Origin of the sequence: Thalassospira permensis NBRC 106175 (assembly GCF_000714555.1) — a bacterium.
Classification (GTDB): Bacteria; Pseudomonadota; Alphaproteobacteria; order Rhodospirillales; family Thalassospiraceae; genus Thalassospira; species Thalassospira xiamenensis.
On record NZ_AUNC01000007.1, the window covers coordinates 62,027 to 78,289 of the forward strand.

At 57.1% G+C, this 16,263-nt stretch carries 16 protein-coding genes; 14 read left to right on the forward strand and 2 right to left on the reverse strand.

Features of this window, described 5'->3' with window-relative positions; translation table 11 throughout:
- The first annotated feature begins 129 nt into the window (after positions 1-129).
- The 14 genes from ehuR (at position 130) to SMB34_RS05330 (ending at position 14,652) form a co-directional block, all read left to right on the forward strand.
- Positions 130-1,527, forward strand: a complete 1,398-nt coding sequence (ehuR, locus tag SMB34_RS05265; protein WP_037988171.1) for a MocR-like ectoine utilization transcription factor EhuR — start codon at positions 130-132, stop codon at positions 1,525-1,527.
- Between the two features lie 154 nt (positions 1,528-1,681).
- On the forward strand, positions 1,682-2,266 hold the full coding sequence (locus SMB34_RS05270; protein ID WP_037988174.1) for a TRAP transporter small permease: 585 nt from the start codon (positions 1,682-1,684) through the stop codon (positions 2,264-2,266).
- Positions 2,267-2,277: 11 nt separating this feature from the next.
- Positions 2,278-3,561 carry a TRAP transporter large permease gene (locus tag SMB34_RS05275; protein WP_037988176.1) on the forward strand — a complete coding sequence of 428 codons (1,284 nt, stop codon included), beginning with the start codon at positions 2,278-2,280 and terminating at the stop codon, positions 3,559-3,561.
- Between the two features lie 97 nt (positions 3,562-3,658).
- The gene (locus SMB34_RS05280) at positions 3,659-4,441 is read left to right on the forward strand and encodes a maleate cis-trans isomerase family protein (protein WP_051682136.1); all 783 of its coding nucleotides are present in this window, start codon (positions 3,659-3,661) and stop codon (positions 4,439-4,441) included.
- A 10-nt stretch (positions 4,442-4,451) separates the two neighbouring features.
- Entirely contained in the window at positions 4,452-5,441 is a 990-nt protein-coding gene (eutB, locus tag SMB34_RS05285; protein WP_037988179.1) for a hydroxyectoine utilization dehydratase EutB, read from the forward strand.
- 5 nt (positions 5,442-5,446) lie between these two features.
- Complete coding sequence (gene eutC / locus SMB34_RS05290; protein ID WP_037988188.1) at positions 5,447-6,439, forward strand: ectoine utilization protein EutC; 993 nt, start codon at positions 5,447-5,449, stop codon at positions 6,437-6,439.
- Positions 6,440-6,498: 59 nt separating this feature from the next.
- On the forward strand, positions 6,499-7,680 hold the full coding sequence (gene doeA, locus SMB34_RS05295; RefSeq protein ID WP_037988189.1) for an ectoine hydrolase DoeA: 1,182 nt from the start codon (positions 6,499-6,501) through the stop codon (positions 7,678-7,680).
- A gap of 108 nt (positions 7,681-7,788) precedes the next feature.
- On the forward strand, positions 7,789-8,793 hold the full coding sequence (gene doeB, locus SMB34_RS05300) for a N(2)-acetyl-L-2,4-diaminobutanoate deacetylase DoeB (RefSeq protein WP_037988190.1): 1,005 nt from the start codon (positions 7,789-7,791) through the stop codon (positions 8,791-8,793).
- A complete protein-coding gene (locus SMB34_RS05305) occupies positions 8,790-9,281 on the forward strand; it encodes an Lrp/AsnC family transcriptional regulator (protein WP_037988192.1) in 492 nt (163 codons plus the stop codon). Before doeB ends, SMB34_RS05305 begins: the two co-directional genes overlap by 4 nt.
- Before the next feature lie 102 nt (positions 9,282-9,383).
- A complete protein-coding gene (locus SMB34_RS05310) occupies positions 9,384-10,859 on the forward strand; it encodes an MORN repeat-containing protein (RefSeq protein WP_037988194.1) in 1,476 nt (491 codons plus the stop codon).
- A gap of 161 nt (positions 10,860-11,020) precedes the next feature.
- Positions 11,021-12,418, forward strand: a complete 1,398-nt coding sequence (locus SMB34_RS05315; protein ID WP_037988196.1) for an arylsulfotransferase family protein — start codon at positions 11,021-11,023, stop codon at positions 12,416-12,418.
- Positions 12,415-12,696: a hypothetical protein gene (locus tag SMB34_RS05320; RefSeq protein ID WP_037988199.1), complete on the forward strand. Its 282-nt coding sequence runs from the start codon at positions 12,415-12,417 to the stop codon at positions 12,694-12,696. Before SMB34_RS05315 ends, SMB34_RS05320 begins: the two co-directional genes overlap by 4 nt.
- Positions 12,697-12,724: 28 nt before the next feature.
- Positions 12,725-13,468: a hypothetical protein gene (locus SMB34_RS05325; RefSeq protein ID WP_037988201.1), complete on the forward strand. Its 744-nt coding sequence runs from the start codon at positions 12,725-12,727 to the stop codon at positions 13,466-13,468.
- The gene (locus SMB34_RS05330) at positions 13,465-14,652 is read left to right on the forward strand and encodes a sulfotransferase family protein (RefSeq protein WP_037988204.1); all 1,188 of its coding nucleotides are present in this window, start codon (positions 13,465-13,467) and stop codon (positions 14,650-14,652) included. The genes SMB34_RS05325 and SMB34_RS05330 overlap by 4 nt, the downstream gene beginning before the upstream one ends.
- Positions 14,653-14,712: 60 nt before the next feature.
- Here the strand turns inward: SMB34_RS05330 and SMB34_RS05335 are convergent, their stop codons facing one another.
- Positions 14,713-14,898, reverse strand: coding sequence for a hypothetical protein (locus SMB34_RS05335; RefSeq protein WP_037988206.1), 186 nt, complete (start codon positions 14,896-14,898; stop codon positions 14,713-14,715).
- Positions 14,895-16,256 (reverse strand): amidase, encoded by a 1,362-nt coding sequence (locus tag SMB34_RS05340; protein WP_007088955.1) that lies wholly within the window; start codon positions 16,254-16,256, stop codon positions 14,895-14,897. Before SMB34_RS05340 ends, SMB34_RS05335 begins: the two co-directional genes overlap by 4 nt.
- Positions 16,257-16,263: the final 7 nt, after the last annotated feature.

Consider the following 16,263-nt stretch of genomic DNA (forward strand, 5'->3'; position numbering starts at 1 on the left):
CATCAGGTCAATGTTAGTTTTGTATCATGACAAAATAACATTGACGTCTACACATTAACCCACAGGTCATGTTAGGGTCGGAAAAACCCCCAAGGGGCACAAGGGTAGACAAGGGTAGGAATCGACAAGATGTGGCTGCCAAATATTGACCTGAGCGGCGATACGGGACCAAAATACAAGGCCCTTGTCGAAGCAATCATCACCGATATCGAGGCAGGACGCCTTCGCCATGATGTCCGGATGCCGACCCATCGTGAACTGGCCTATAGGCTGCATGTCAGCGTGCAAACCGTCAGTGCGGCCTACAAGGAAGTAGAACGACAGGGTTATCTCAGGTCGGAACGACGGCGCGGCACATTCGTCCAGGCACGCCTGACAGATCGCGCATCGACCTTTATTCTGGACAATCGCCAGCCCGACCTGATCGACCTGTCGATTGTGCGCACGGCCTATACCGATTTCCACAATGATCTGTCGCGCCAGATTCACAGCAAGCTGGCCGAGGAAACCCACCATAACTGGATGGAAAGCTGCCGCCCGGTCGCAGGATTCGAATACCACCGCGAAATCGGCAGCAAATGGCTGGCATCGATGGGAATTTCGGCCGAGCTTCCCAACATCCTGATCACCAATGGCGCGGCACAGGGGGTCTTTACCGCCCTTGCCACCGTGGTTCAGCCCGACGATGTCGTGCTGACCGAAAGCCTGACCGATCATGGTGTCATTGGCACTGCCAGCATCCTTCGCTTCAAGCTGGGCGCATTGCCAACCGATGACGAAGGCATTCTGCCCGACGCGTTTGAACGTGAATGCCGTGCGCGCCACATCCGCGCCCTTGTCGTGACCCCGATCTACACCAACCCGACCAACTGCCTGATGGGGCTGGAACGGCGCAAACGAATCGCCGAGATCGCCGAGCATTACGGCGTCTATGTCATCGAAGATGATGTCTATCGCCCGCTTCTGGAACAAAACCTGCCGCCGATCACAAGTTTCCTGCCGCGTCTGGGTTTCCATGTTTCCAGCCTGACCAAGATCGTCATGCCGGGACTTCGCACCGGTTTTCTGGTCGTGCCACAACACCTGTCGATCCGTGCCAGCAGCGTTTTGCGAGTCACCGGATGGATGGGAACACCCCTGATGGCCGAGATCGGCGCACGCTGGATTGCCGATGGCACCGTCGAACAAGCGGTAACGGTCCAACGCGCCCTGATGCGTGAAAGACAGACCCTTGTTGCGGAAATACTGGGTGATGCCGTGGTCCGCCATCACCCCACTTCGCTAAGCGCCTGGGTGCGCATTCCGCATCACTGGCAGGAAGAATGGTTTGCCTCGGAACTGAGGAAAAACGGCGTTGCCGTGACGATTTCCGACCCGTTCATGACCGTCAAGGTCCCCCGCCCGAATGCCATCCGGATTTGTGTCGGCGGGGCGGTTGATACCCCGTCCCTGCATCACGGCCTGATGCAGATCCGTCACACGATGGAACAGATGCCAGGTGTGCATGCCTTCGACGTTATGTATTGATTTTTGTGTCATGACAAAAATCTGATTGAACCGTCACAAACCGTTTTTATTCTGGCAGTCTGGCGTGAAGCGAGCAGGAAAACGTGTGGGAGGGAACCAATAACCACACACAACGTTCAGCAAGAATGTCTCGCACGCGCATCATGGAGGTCGTATGTCGGATTCTAACGGGGAGGCTCCCGCGCCGAAAGGCGGGGTGCTGTCGGTGCTGAAACGGCTTGATGACGGTTTATCCGTTGTCGAGCGTCAGTTGCTGGGGTGGAGCATCGTGATCATGGCCGTCAATACGGTCGCCAATGTGATCATGCGTCTGGGTTTCAGTTCGAGCATCTTCTTTTCCGAAGAGCTCAATCAATTTCTGATCATTCTTGTCACGTTTGTCGGCATTAGCGAGGCCGCCCGCATGGGGCGCCACATTCGCATGTCGGCCTTTACCGATATGCTGGGCCCGCAGGCCAGCAAGATCATGATGATCATCATCACGCTGGGCACCGCCGCCCTTCTGTTTCTTCTGGCATGGTATTCGATCGGCTATGTTTCATCGCTGATCCAGTCCAACCGCCTGACGCCGGCCCTTCGCATCCCCTATTATTTCACCGTCCTCATCGTACCCTTTGGCCTGACGGTCACGGGGATCCAGTTCGTACTTGCCGCGGCAACGAATATCTTCAGACCCGGAACGCATTTGTCGTACCGGGTGGAAGATACGTTCTCCGACGCTGACGATCATCATCTGTAAGGGGACGGAAAATGGATCTTGGAACCACAATTCTCATTGTGATGCTCGTCCTTCTGGTGCTGGGCTTCCCGATGATGGTGCCGCTGACCATGGCCAGCGTCGTCGCCTTTACCTTTTACATGCCGATTGATCCCAAAATTCTGATCCAGCAAATGGTGACCGGGATTTCTCCGGTGGCACTGATTGCCGTGCCGATGTTCATCTTTGCCGCCGATATCGTGACAAAGGGGCATACGGCCAACCGGCTTATCGATCTCGCCATGACCTTTGTCGGCCATGTGCGAGGCGGCCTTGCCGTAACAACCGCCCTTGGCTGCACCATGTTTGGGGCGGTGTCGGGTTCGACACAGGCAACCGTGGTCGCGATGGGCGGCCCGTTACGGCCCAAAATGCTGAAAGCCGGTTACAAAGACAGCTTTGCCATGGCCCTGATCATCAATGCCAGCGACATCGCGTTTCTGATCCCACCTTCCATCGGCATGATCGTGTTTGGCGTGGTCGGCAAGGTATCGATCGGTGAATTGTTCCTGGCTGGTATCGGCCCGGGCATCCTGATCCTGCTGATGTTTTCCGCCTATTGCGTCTTTTACGCAAAAAGGAACAACATTCCGACCATCCCGCGCATGAGCTGGGCGGAACGTGGCAAGGCGATTGTGAATGCCGGCCCGGCCATCATGTTCCCGGTTCTGATTGTTGGCGGCATTTATCTCGGCTGGGTCAGCCCGACCGAAGTCGCAGCCGTTTCCGTGGTCTATGCCATCATTCTTGAAGTCATGATCTTCAAGTCGGTGAAATGGTCCGAACTTCTGGAAATTGCCCGTTCGACCGGCCTGATTACCGCTGTGGTCTTCATCCTTGTCGGCGCGGGTACAACCTTCTCGTTTGTGATTTCCTTTGCCCAGATTCCGCAGCATGTGATCGGTGCATTGGGGCTTGAAGGTGCAAACAGCTATCTGATCCTTGCCGCGATCTGCATCGCCTTCTTCATCGGCTGCATGTTCGTTGATCCGATTGTCGTCATTCTGGTCCTGACACCGATCTTCATGCCGCTGGTACGTGATGCCGGGCTTGATCCGGTTCTGGTTGGCACGCTGGTGACGCTTCAGGTCGCCATCGGGTCGGCAACGCCGCCTTTCGGGTGCGATATTTTCACCGCCATCGCGATCTTCAGGCGACCTTATTACGAGGTCATCCGCGGAACGCCGCCCTTTATCTTCATGCTTCTGCTCGCGGCCGTGATTCTGGTCTTTGTTCCGCAGATCGCATTGTTCCTGCCGACCATGGCTTTCCGTTAATCGGCAGATAACCGGGATCATCCCGGAAAAGAACAACCACAATATCAAACCGGGGTGCGGGCAGTCATTGCCCCACCCCATCAAGGAGTTCAGGACGATGTCCGTTGCCCCCGCGGTCACGCCAGAGCCGGTAGACCTGTCCTATTTGCCCGATCCGGTTGCCCCGGCCGGGCGGATCGGGCTGATTACGCTCGCCACCGATTTCAACAGCGAGGATGACCTGCGCCGCATCATTCCCGCCGATGTTGGCCTGTTCACGACCCGCATTGAAAATGCCAATCCGATCACGGTCGATACCCTGCGCAGCATGGCCGACGATCTGCCGCGTGCCGCACGCACCCTGTTGCCGGGATATGGTGTGGATGTCGCCATTTTCGGCTGCACGTCGGGAACGGCGGTCAATGGATCGGACCGGATCGAAGCCCTGATCAACAAGGGCATGCCGGGCACGGCGGTGACCAATCCATTGCTGGCAACAGATGTCGCATTACGAACAATCGGTGCACAAAAAATCGCCGTGGTCGCCCCCTATGTTCTGGATGTCACCCGATCCGTTGCCGAACAACTGATCGCGCGCGGTTTCGATGTGACCCGGCTGATGGGGTTCGGGCTTGAAAACGATATCGATATGACGGCAATCCCGCCGGACGCCCTTTTGGCTGCGGCATTGCAGGTCAATAGCCCTGATGCCGATGCCGTGTTCATTTCCTGCACCGCAATCCGGTCCGCCGAGATTGTCGAACGTGCGGAAAAGCTTCTGGGCAAGCCTGTGATTACCAGCAATCAGGCAATGATCTGGCACGCGCTGCATCTGATGAAATACGACAAACCGGTCACGGGGTTCGGAACCCTGTTTGACCACGCCCCACACAAATCGTAACGAGGTCGCCATGAAGGAACCCATCACACTTGGTGATGTGCTTTCTGCCCGCAAGACCATCGCGGGCCACGTGATCCATACACCACTGCGCCCGTCTGCCAGCCTGTCTGAGCGGATCGGATCGCCCGTGTGGCTGAAATGCGAACACCAGCAATATACCGGCAGCTTCAAGCTGCGCGGGGCGGCGAATGCCGTTCTGAAACTCTCGCCCGAACAGAAGGAAAAGGGCGTTGTCGGCGTATCAACCGGCAATTATGGCCGCGCCCTTGCCAATGCGGCGCGCAATGCCGGGGTTCGCGCCGTGATCTGCATGTCCGAACTGGTCCCGAAAAACAAGGTCGAAGGCATCCGTGCCCAGGGTGCCGAAATATGCATATCCGGCACCTCGCAGGACGAGGCCCAAAACGAAGTGGATCGTCTGGTTGCGGAAAACGGCATGACCATGCTGCCCCCCTTTGACCATGCCGACATCATCGCCGGTCAGGGAACCCTTGGCCTTGAAGTTCTGGAACAGCTTCCCGAAGCCCACACGCTCCTGGTACCCTTGTCCGGTGGCGGGCTTCTGGCCGGGGTGGCACTGGCCGCGAAGTCGATCAACCCGGCGATCCGGGTTGTCGGCATTTCGATGGAACGCGGCTGTGCGATGATCACAAGCCTGCAGGAAGGCAAACCGACCGCAGTTAAAGAACTGCCGACACTGGCCGACAGCCTCGGCGGCGGCATCGGGCAAAACAACCAATACACCTTCGATATGTGTGCCGATCTGACCGATGACTTTGTTCTGGTCAACGAAACCCAGATCGCCGATGGCATCCGCGCCGCCTATCACGATGACCAGCAGGTGATCGAAGGGGCCGCCGCCGTTGGCATCGCCGCCCTTCGTGCCGGGCTGATCGATAATCCCGGCACCACGGTCGTTCTGTCGACCGGCTGCAATATCGACATGGATTTGCATAAACGTATTGTCGGCGGCGAAGACGTCGACCTGATGGCGGAGTAACCGATATGCCCAACATCAGAATTCTGACCGAAGCCGACCTTCGCAACGTGATCACCCTTGATAGCGATGCGATTGCCTGTATCGAAAATGCCTTTCTGGCACTGGCGACCAAGGATGTCCGGATGCCGCCGATCCTTCGGCTTGATATCGACGACCACAATGGCGAGGTCGATGTCAAAACCGCCTATGTCCCCGGGCTGGACAGCTTCGCGATCAAAATAAGCCCCGGCTTCTTTGACAACCCCAAACTCGGCCTGCCATCGGTCAACGGTTTGATGAACCTGTTTTCGGCCAAAACCGGCCTGCTCGAAGCCGTGATGCTTGATAACGGTTATCTGACCGATGTGCGCACCGCTGCCGCCGGGGGTGTTGCGGCCAAACATCTGGCACGCAAGGATGCAAAACATGCCGCGATCTTCGGGGCCGGTGTGCAGGCGAAATTGCAGCTAAAGGCGCTTAAACTGGTGCGCGGCATCACATCGGCGACCATCTGGGCACGCGATATGGCAAAGGCCGAACTCTGTGCCGCCGCCTGCGCCAGCGAGCTTGGCCTTTCCGTAACCGCAACGCCCGATGGCCGGGCTGCAGCCCGTGATGCTGATGTCATCGTCACCACCACCCCCGCGCGTGAACCCGTCCTTTTGTCGGACTGGGTCAAACCCGGCAGCCATATCACCGCCATGGGGTCGGATGCGGAACATAAAAACGAAATCGACCCGGCATTGATCGGCCGGGCAGACCTTTATGTGTGCGACAGCCTCTCGCAATGCCGGATTCTGGGCGAACTGCATCATGCCATTGATGCCCGGATCATCAAGGCCGACCACACATTTTCAGAACTGGGTCAGGTTATCGCAGGATCGGCATCGGGACGTGCTTCCGATGATGCGATCACGGTTGCCGATCTGACCGGTACGGGTGTCCAGGACACCGCAATCGCCACCCTCGCCCGTGCCCGCTGCGACGCAGCCAAGGCCGGGACCGAGATCACGTCGTAATAACAAAAGGAAACAGGGTCAGGAAAAACTGAAACCCCGCCTTTTTTTGGAGGCCTGCGATGAGCCAGGTTGAATTGAATTTCACGCGCGAGGAATATGCCGAGCGTCTGGAAAAAACAAAAAAAGCCATGGTGGAAAAGGGGCTCGATCTTCTGATCGTGACCGATCCATCAAACATGGCCTGGCTGACCGGCTATGACGGCTGGTCGTTTTATGTTCACCAATGCGTCCTCGTCCCGATCGAAGATGATCCGATCTGGTTCGGCCGGTCGCAGGATGCAAACGGGGCAAAGCGCACGGTCTATATGACCCATGATCGCATCATCCCCTATGCCGATTACTATGTGCAATCCACCACCCATCATCCGATGGATTACCTGTGCGAGGTGATCGACTATCGCAATTGGGGCACGCGCAATATCGGCGTGGAAATGGACAATTATTATTTCTCGGCCAGATGCTATGCGCAATTGCAGGCCCACCTGCCCAATGCAAAGTTCCATGATGCCACGGCACTTGTGAACTGGCAGCGCGCGGTAAAGTCCGAGACCGAGATTTTCTATATGCGTCAGGCGGCCCGCATCGTCGAAAACATGCATGAACGCATTTTCGAAGTTGTCGAACCGGGCATGAAGAAAAACGAACTGGTTGCCGAAATCTATCGTTCCGGGATTGTCGGCATTGACGGGATCGGCGGCGATTACCCGGCGATCGTGCCACTGCTGCCATCGGGCGCTGATGCCGGTGCACCGCATCTGACCTGGGATGACAAACCGATACCGGGCGATGCCGGAACGTTTTTCGAAATCGCTGGCTGTTATCGCCGCTATCACGCCCCGCTGTCGCGCACGGTTTATCTGGGGCAGCCCGAACAGCGTTTCCTTGATGCCGAAAGTGCCCTGATCGAAGGCCTTCAGGCTGGCCTTGAAGCCGCCAAACCCGGCAATGTCTGCGAAGACATCGCCAATGCCTTCTTTGGCGTCTTGCAAAAATACGGCATCCACAAAGACAGCCGGTGCGGATACCCTATCGGGCTTTCCTATCCGCCAGACTGGGGCGAACGCACCATGAGCCTGCGCCCCGGTGACCGCACGGTTCTTGAACCCGGCATGACATTCCACTTCATGCCCGGACTCTGGTTTGATGACTGGGGGATCGAGATCACCGAAAGCATGATGATCACGGAAACCGGCAGCAAAACACTGACCAGTTATCCAAGGCAGTTGTTCGTCAAAAACTGACCGCAACACCGATGATAAGACATCGCATCGGCAATAATGCGCCCGATGCAAGATTACCACGCAGGATACCGATGGTCGCGGTATCCTGCATTTTGCAAGGAAACGACCATGACAAAGAAATCGCCGATTACACCGACAATCCCGTTTGATCAGGACGGCATCCATCATGGCTTTTTGAAACTGCCCTATTCGCGTGATGATTCCGCGTGGGGGGCCGTGATGATCCCGATTACCGTCATTCGCAACGGCGATGGCCCGACCGCCCTTCTGACCGGCGGCAATCACGGTGACGAATACGAAGGTCTGGTATCGCTGTTCAAACTGGCGGGGAAACTGTCGCCTGCTGAAATCACCGGGCGGGTCATCATTTTACCGGCGATGAATTTCCCGGCATTTCTCAATGCGTCGCGGACTTCCCCGATTGACAAGGGCAACCTTAACCGCAGCTTCCCCGGCAAGGCCGACGGCACGGTGACACAGAAAATCGCCGATTACGTCCTGCGTCATCTGGTACCAGAGGCCGACATCGTCCTTGATCTGCATTCCGGCGGCAAGACGCTGGATTTCATTCCGTTTGCCGCGGTTCATGTCCTTGACGACAAGGAACAGGAAGCCCGCTGCGTTGCGGCGATGAAGGCCTTTGCCGCCCCCTATTCGATGATGATGCTGGAACTTGATTCGGTCGGCATGTTTGACACGGTTGTTGAAGAAGCCGGTAAAACCTTTGTCACCACCGAACTGGGCGGCGGGGGCTCAACCACGGCCGAACGGGTGGCGATTGCCGATCGCGGGGTGCGCAACCTTCTGATCCATGCCGGTATTCTGACCGGTGAACCGGACGTCCCCGACGATAGCGGCATCATGCTGGATATGCCGGACGGCAACTGTTTCGTTGCGTCGGTTTCAAGCGGCCTGTTTGAACCCTGTGTCGATCTGGGCGACACGGTTCTGCGCGGCGACCTGATTGCACGCGTTTACGATTCCAACCGTACCGGCAGCGTCCCCACCGAATACAAGGCAACCCGCGACGGCATTATCGCATGCCGTCATTTCCCTGGCCTGATCAAAACCGGTGACTGTCTTGCTGTCATTGCCGAGGTGGTCGGGAAATGATCAGGCTGGATGATCAGGATCTGAAAATCCTGCTCACGCTGCAACGTGAGGGGCGCATCACCAAGGTCAAACTGGCCGAGGCGGTGAACCTCTCGCCAAGCCCGTGCTGGGAACGGCTCAAACGCCTCGAGGACCTTGGCGTGATTTCGGGCTATCACGCGCATATCAATCTTGAAATGCTGGTCAAGCCGACCCTTGTGATGACCGAGGTAACATTGCGTCATCACCAGCACGAGGATTTCACGATTTTCGAAAAGGCCGTTCAGGACATTCCCGAAATCGTCGAATGCTATGCCCTTGGCGGCGGGGTCGATTATATGCTCAAGATACTCTGTCGCGATGTCGATGCCTATCAGCGTCTGATCGACGGGCTTCTGATCGCGGGGATCGGCATTGACCGCTATTTCACCTATATCGTCACCAAAAAGGTCAAGGTAACACCGGTCCCGCCGATTGACGCCCTTCTCGATTCCGGGGGGCGAAAATAACACCTAACACCCAATACCCAACATTGACGGGCGAAACACCCTGTCCCCTGAATTTAAACACTTCCCAACCTGCCAAACTTGTGGCGAAATCGGTTTTATCAGATGGCCTATGGGGGATGGGTGATGAAACCGGGCGTTACGATGATCAGGACCATGACCGTCGGCATTTTGGCTATCGGCCTTGCCGCCTGCCAGACGGTCACCCCATCCCCATCCGCCCCGGCACCCTCGCCCGCACCATCGCAAACATCCCTTGCCCCGGCCAGTGTTTCCGATCCCGGCAGCATCGCCTTTCGGATCAACCCATCGGGTAACGGCGCTTACTACGGCTGGCAGATGCAGGTCGTAAAGGCCTCCCGCAACAAGGGGTTCAAGCCCTTCACCACTGAACAGCTTTCCGCCGGGCAGATGAAGGAATACACCCTGTGGCCGGACAGCTATCTGGTCAGGGTCTCTCGACTGGGCGAACTGAAATCGGAAAGCTGGGTTGATGTCTTGCCCGGCGAGGTCACGGTGGTTTATGCCGATTACGGCCTGTTTTCCGAAGACGTCAAAATAAGCCGCGAACCCGATCCCGCCCGGATTGATCCCGGCATCGACACCACGATATGGCGCATACCAATCAGCACCACCTATGGCCCGGAAACCCTTTTTGCCGATGACGGATACCAGGCGGAATATAATGGCCCGCAAAATAACGGCAATCCGGTCGGCACCGGCACGGTCGAAATCACCCGCAACGAACAGCCCTTTGCCGAAATCGACAATGCCGACATTACCGGCGAAAAAATCACCGGTGACATCGAATATGCCGATGGCCGCGAGGTGGACGGCGAATATCTAAGCGACAGCCGTCAGATCGAACCGGGCAGCACGACCAAATGGCCCGATGGCACAAGCTTTACCGGCACCTATCGCGTATTCGACCCGCGTGAGGGTGAGTTGCGCATGGCGGACGGCAATGTCTGGCAGGGACCGGTGCGCGAACGCAAGCCCGCCGGTCAGGGCCGCCTGACCTGGTGGGAAGGCGGCTGGATGGAACTGCCCGAAGGATCGGCATTCCCAAGCCAGACCGGCCAATTCGTCTGTGGCGATGAAACGGTCGCGGCCGGTGATTGCTATTATTATGGCGGCAAAAAGCTCTCAGGGCCGGATGAACTGGCCGCCCTGATGGAACGTGATCGCCAACTTGCCGCAAAAGCCGCTGCCGAAGAAGCCGCACAAAAAGCCGCAACCGAAGCCACCCAACAGCAGGTCGCCGCGCAAGGCGGCTGCCGCAATGCCAGCGGCACATTCCGTGACAATACCGGCAATTCCACCCTTAAACTCGACTCCCCAGGCCAAGGGAGTGGTAATTTCGTCAGTTACACCTATGGCAGTGCGCAGAAATACCGGTTCGAGATCGGTTTCACCTATGTCACCACACCCGACAGCATTTCGGTCACTTATGGCAACGGCACCTATAGCGATGCGGCAACCGGGCAGGTCCTGCAACGCATGAGTGTGCCATCAGGCACCGTCCCGTGCCGTTTTGACGGTAATCTTCTGGTGATGGACGGGGTCGAATACCGGCAGTAATCAAACGAACAAACCGCCGAAAAACATCCCTACCTGCAATTAAACTCTTGGGCGAAACAAAGGCGAAAAGCGGCCAAACCGCCCCAATCCCCTTGATATTGGCCGCAAATTTGCCCACAGGCACACGTAACATTTTTGTCAGATGACAAGGAGATTGTTGCGTGTCTGCACCTGAAAAAACCAGTGAATCTGCGGAAAACAACCGCGGCGATAAAATCTTTTTTGCCGCTTTCATGACCGGCATCGCCGCGATCAGCTTTGGCATCGGTGCGTTTGTCATCCTGGCCGAAGTCCCGCCCTACCAGTCGATGAAAAATGCCTGGCGCGCGGGCACGGCATTATGGGAACAGCGCACCAAATACAGCAGCGTCGAACGGCTTGATTTCTGGTCCCCGGCCCGCACCGAAAAAACCGGTGTCACGATCAATAAAGCCGACAAGCCCCAGAAAGGTCTGACCCTGTATTCATCGGGTGACGGGCCGCATGCCGTTCTGATCGATATGGATGGCAACATCGTCCATGAATGGCGCATGCCGTTTAGCGAAATCCACGATGAAACATCGCCGATCCCGAACCCGCAAAAAGACGATTTCATGCATTGGCACACCGCCAAAATGGCACCGGATGGTGACCTGATCGTGCAATATACTGCGGCGGGCGATACGCCCTATGGCTATGGCATGGCCAAGATCGACCGCAACTCCAAACCGGTCTGGAAATATCTGGGGACCGCGCATCACGATTTTTCGATTGCGCCCGATGGCCGGGTTTATGCCCTGACACAGGAATTCCGCTTTAACACATATCCCAACCGCAAACAGCTGACCCCGCCGCGGCTTGATGATTTCGCGGTGATCCTGTCGCCCGAAGGCAAGGAAATCAAACGTGTCTCGATCCTTGATGCGCTGATCAATTCCAGCTTTGCCAACATGGTCGATTTCGCGCCCTATTTCTCGAACGAGGATGTGCTGCACACCAACACCATCCAGTTGATTACCGAAGAAACCGCGCAAAACTTTGCCAAGGGCAAGGCGGGCGATGTTGTTCTGTCCTTCCGTGATCTTGGCATCATTGCCGTGCTCGATATGGACGCGGAAAAAGTCGTCTGGGCAACCCGTGGTCCGTGGCTGGGCCAGCATGACCCGGATGTTTTGCCAAACGGCGATATCCTGCTGTTTGACAATCAGGGCCAGCTTGCCGATCCGCAAGCCGGACAATCACGCATCCTGCAAATTGATCCCGAAACCAACGGCATCACATGGGAATACAAGGGCACGGCCGAACAGAAATTCGACAGCAACATCCGCGCTGATCAGCAACGCCTTGCCAATGGCAATACCCTGATTACCGAATCAAGCGGCGGACGCCTTTTCGAAGTCACCCCGGAAGGCGAAATCGTCTGGGAATTCCACAATCCGATCCGCCGCGATGATCCCGATAACCCCGGCCAAAAACTGATCCCCGTTGTGTCGCAGGCCGAGCGCATCAGCGATGAACGCGCGGCCCTTTATCGCGATACCGACTTCACCCCGACCTCCACGAATGGAGACACCCAATGAAACAGAATATGAAACTGCTTTCCATCGGAACCGTGACGATTGCGGCTACCACCCTTCTGACCGCCCTGCCCGCACAGGCCTATGTCGGACCGGGTGCCGGGCTTAGCTTGCTGTCCGCTTTGTGGGCGGTTCTGGCCGCCGTGTTTGTCGCGGTTGGCTTTGTCCTGCTGTGGCCGATCCGCAAGATGATGCGCAACCGCAAACGTGCGCAGCAGGGCACATCCAATACCGCCTCGCATTCGGCATCTTCCAGTGCATCCCATCAGCCCAAAGCCTGATCGGGAACAGCGACGGAAAGAATAAAGCATGGGAATACTCGATTGGCCCGCCCCCGCCTTTGGTGCGCTTGATACCCTGATGGCAGATGCCCTTGGGCCGTTTGGCCGTGTCCTGATCTGGGCGTTGATCTGTGCCGTGATATCGATGCTGCTCTATAAATGGCTGTCACCGCAAACCCGCATCAAGGCGATCAAGGAACGGCTGAAAGAAGCCCGTCAGGCCATGGCCGAAGACGACGGCGAAGACTTTGCCGAAGGCATGAAGCTGGCCAAGGCGCAGTTGGCCCAATCGCTGAAACTGGTCGGTTTTGTCATCGGCCCGGCGGTTGTCGCATCCCTGCCGGCCCTTGCCCTGATTGTCTGGCTGGACGGGCAATATGGGTATAGCTGCCCGCCCCCCGGACAGCAGGTTTCGATCACCACCCAGCCGGAAAATGCCACCATCGAACAGGTCGGCATCAATCCGGCCGGATTGGAAGACGGTGCCTGTCCTGTTGTTCAGGTGCCCGGTGCCAGTGACGGTGAAACCTATCTGGTGGCACCGGCCGCCGCCATTCCCGTGATCCATCAAAAACAGTGGTGGAACCTGATTATCGGCAATCCGGCGGGCTATCTGCCCGACGACAGCCCGGTGACACAGCTTCGTTTCGAATTGCCAACCCAACACATCATCAGCGCCGGCCCCGACTGGGCGCGTGGCTGGGAACTGACTTTCTTCCTTGCCCTCATATTGGGGTCGCTGGCGATCAAAAAAGGATTTCGCATCGAATGACGGGCCAAACGACATCCGAAAAATCAACCACACCCGCGTCTAATGGCGCAGCCTTCCATGTATCGGGCTGGGATAACTGGCTAAGCGGCCTGATTGCCCGCCACCCGATGCAATGGATCAGACTTGGCAATTTCGAAACGAAACTTGCCGGTGATGCGATTGAGGATGTCACAATCGAAAAGCCGGTCTTTGTGGCGGGTCTTGCCCGGTCGGGCAGCACGATCCTTCTGGAAACGCTCGCACGCCATTCCGATGCGGCAACCCATCGTTACCGCGACTATCCGCCGGTTTTCACGCCCTATCTGTGGAACAAGTTTGTCGACCTTGCCCCCAAGGGCAAGGAAGTCGCGGTTGAACGCACCCATGCGGATGGCATCAACATCACGCCTGAAAGCCCCGAAGCGTTCGAGGAAATGATCTGGATGGCGTTTTTCCGCCACCTGCATGACGTGAATGAAAGCAACGTCCTTGACGGTCAGATCAGCAACCCGGCGTTCGAGAAGTTCTATCGCGATCACATCCGCAAACTGATCCATATTCGCGGCGGCAAACGTTACATCTCAAAGGCGAACTATCTGGTCACCCGGATGGAATATCTGCTGTCGATCTTCCCCGATGCCCGGTTCGTCCTGCCGGTGCGTGACCCGTTATGGCATATCGCATCCCTTGCCAAGCAGCACGACCTGTTCTGCAAGGGCGAACAGGATAACCCGCGTGCGATTGCCCATATGCAGCGTGTCGGCCATTACGAGTTCGGCCTTGATCGTCGTCCGATCAATACCGGCGATCTGCATGCCACCCGACAGATCATGAAACACTGGAAAGACGGCGAAGAAGTTGCCGGCTGGGCCCATTACTGGACCGACCTGCACCATTACATTGCCGATCGCATGACCGTGAACAAGGCCCTTAAAGATGCAACACTGGTGGTCCGGTACGAGGATTTCGTCGCCGACCCGGCAAATCAGTTGCGCCGCCTGTTTGACCATGTTGATCTGCCCGACGCCGAACCGATCATCAATGAAGTCGCCCCGACCATTCACGCGCCGACCTATTACCGCCCGAAATTCAGCGATGATGAAATTGATCTGATCCGCGATGTCACCGCAATTGCCGCGGCCCGTTTCGGCTATGACGGCACACAGCAGGACGGTGCAGGTGCCGCAAAAACAAAACGCGCCTAGGGATTTTCAAATCCCCGGCGCGTCCTGAATTAATCGATATCCGATATCTGGCAAAAGCGATCAGTGATGGTCGCTTTTGCGCCCTGTTGCCATATGCCAGAAATCCCAGCCACAAAGCGCCAGCGTAATCCCGACCATAATGCCAAGATCCCAGCGCGTGACATAGCCAAACAGAATGCCAAGAAAACCGGCAAACACGATAAAGGCCAGGATCGCCATTGCCTGATCAAGACGTGACGTGGTCATGACGATGCTCCTTCATTTTCAGAATTCGACAAAAATTCAACAAGCCAGCGCGCCGTTCGAAGCAACCGCGCATCATCGCCGCGCCGCCCGACAAGCTGCACGCCCATCGGCAATCCGTTTTCCGCCCAAAGCAACGGCAGCGTAATCGCAGGCGTGCCGCACAACGTCCAAAGACCGTTGAAAATGGCATTTCCCGTCGTATCAAGGTTTCCGGGTGCTGGCCCCGGCGCTGCCGGGGTAATGATCGCATCGCAACGCTGGAACACTTCATCAAGCGCAACATTGTAAAGATCGCGCCAATCAAGTGCCGCAAGATAATCCCGCGCCGTTACCCTGTTCCCGGCATCAAGCGCCTCTGTCATCTGCGGGGACAATTGATCGCGCCCGCGCTTTTCATAGCTGTAATAACATTTCGCCATTTCGGCAAAATTGATCTTGGCGCGCAAATCCGCCGCATCATCAAATGCCTTGGGCAACGGGGCTTCGAAACACTGTTCGCCAAGCGCACTGGTCAATTCGCGAAACGCCATCACGGTATCGTCGTCGGCCACGGTGTCAAATTGCGGCGGACGAACAAAAGCCAGTGTCGGCGTCACCAGCGGCTCGGTCCGGGCCGTTTGAAGCAACCTTGGCACCGGCTGCGGCATGGTCGCGGGGTCACGGGCATCATGACCAAACAGGATTTCGGCAATCAATGCCGCCCCTTCAACCGACCGGGCAAAAACACCAATGGTATCAAGTGTCGGCGACTGGGTCAGAACCCCCGTGCGGGCAATCGCGCCAAAGGTCGGCTTTAACCCGACCACCCCGCAAAAGGATGCTGGTCGGATCACCGACCCGCCGGTTTGCGTCCCCACGGCAAGCGGCACCATCGCCGCGGCCACCGCCGCCGCCGATCCGGCCGATGATCCCCCCGGTGTATGGGATGTGTTGTGCGGATTTCGGGTTTTCGACGGGCACATGAAGGCCATTTCGGTCGAAACGGTTTTCCCCATGATAATCGCACCCGCCGCACGCAGCCGTTCGACAAGCACCGCATCCTCGGTCGGCACCCGCCCGGCATCAAGCGGGGTACCGTTTTCGGTCGGCATCCGGGCGGTATCAATCACATCCTTCAACCCGACCGGCAGCCCATGCAACGGCCCGATGGGCATGCCAGACTGGCGGCGCGCATCAAGTGCACGGGCCTGCGCCATCACGTAATCACCATCCAGATAGGCCCATGCCTGAATTTCAGGTTCAAGGGCCGCAATCCGCTCAAGGCAGGCTTCGGCATATTCCACGGCGCGCACCGCCCCACTTGCCAGACGGTCGCGCAATTCAACAACATCAAGATTAAGCAACGGATTAAGGGTCATGACCACA

What these genes read in the sequence shown, in the direction of transcription:
- eutB (WP_037988179.1), top strand. Translation starts at nt 4,452, where the DNA reads ATGAAGGAACCCATCACACTTGGTGATGTGCTTTCTGCCCGCAAGACC.
- SMB34_RS05335 (WP_037988206.1), bottom strand. Translation starts at nt 14,898, where the DNA reads ATGACCACGTCACGTCTTGATCAGGCAATGGCGATCCTGGCCTTTATC.
- SMB34_RS05270 (WP_037988174.1), top strand. Translation starts at nt 1,682, where the DNA reads ATGTCGGATTCTAACGGGGAGGCTCCCGCGCCGAAAGGCGGGGTGCTG.
- doeB (WP_037988190.1), top strand. Translation starts at nt 7,789, where the DNA reads ATGACAAAGAAATCGCCGATTACACCGACAATCCCGTTTGATCAGGAC.
- SMB34_RS05320 (WP_037988199.1), top strand. Translation starts at nt 12,415, where the DNA reads ATGAAACAGAATATGAAACTGCTTTCCATCGGAACCGTGACGATTGCG.
- SMB34_RS05280 (WP_051682136.1), top strand. Translation starts at nt 3,659, where the DNA reads ATGTCCGTTGCCCCCGCGGTCACGCCAGAGCCGGTAGACCTGTCCTAT.
- SMB34_RS05275 (WP_037988176.1), top strand. Translation starts at nt 2,278, where the DNA reads ATGGATCTTGGAACCACAATTCTCATTGTGATGCTCGTCCTTCTGGTG.
- SMB34_RS05310 (WP_037988194.1), top strand. Translation starts at nt 9,384, where the DNA reads ATGGCCTATGGGGGATGGGTGATGAAACCGGGCGTTACGATGATCAGG.
- SMB34_RS05330 (WP_037988204.1), top strand. Translation starts at nt 13,465, where the DNA reads ATGACGGGCCAAACGACATCCGAAAAATCAACCACACCCGCGTCTAAT.
- SMB34_RS05340 (WP_007088955.1), bottom strand. Translation starts at nt 16,256, where the DNA reads ATGACCCTTAATCCGTTGCTTAATCTTGATGTTGTTGAATTGCGCGAC.
- SMB34_RS05305 (WP_037988192.1), top strand. Translation starts at nt 8,790, where the DNA reads ATGATCAGGCTGGATGATCAGGATCTGAAAATCCTGCTCACGCTGCAA.
- eutC (WP_037988188.1), top strand. Translation starts at nt 5,447, where the DNA reads ATGCCCAACATCAGAATTCTGACCGAAGCCGACCTTCGCAACGTGATC.
- doeA (WP_037988189.1), top strand. Translation starts at nt 6,499, where the DNA reads ATGAGCCAGGTTGAATTGAATTTCACGCGCGAGGAATATGCCGAGCGT.
- ehuR (WP_037988171.1), top strand. Translation starts at nt 130, where the DNA reads ATGTGGCTGCCAAATATTGACCTGAGCGGCGATACGGGACCAAAATAC.
- SMB34_RS05325 (WP_037988201.1), top strand. Translation starts at nt 12,725, where the DNA reads ATGGGAATACTCGATTGGCCCGCCCCCGCCTTTGGTGCGCTTGATACC.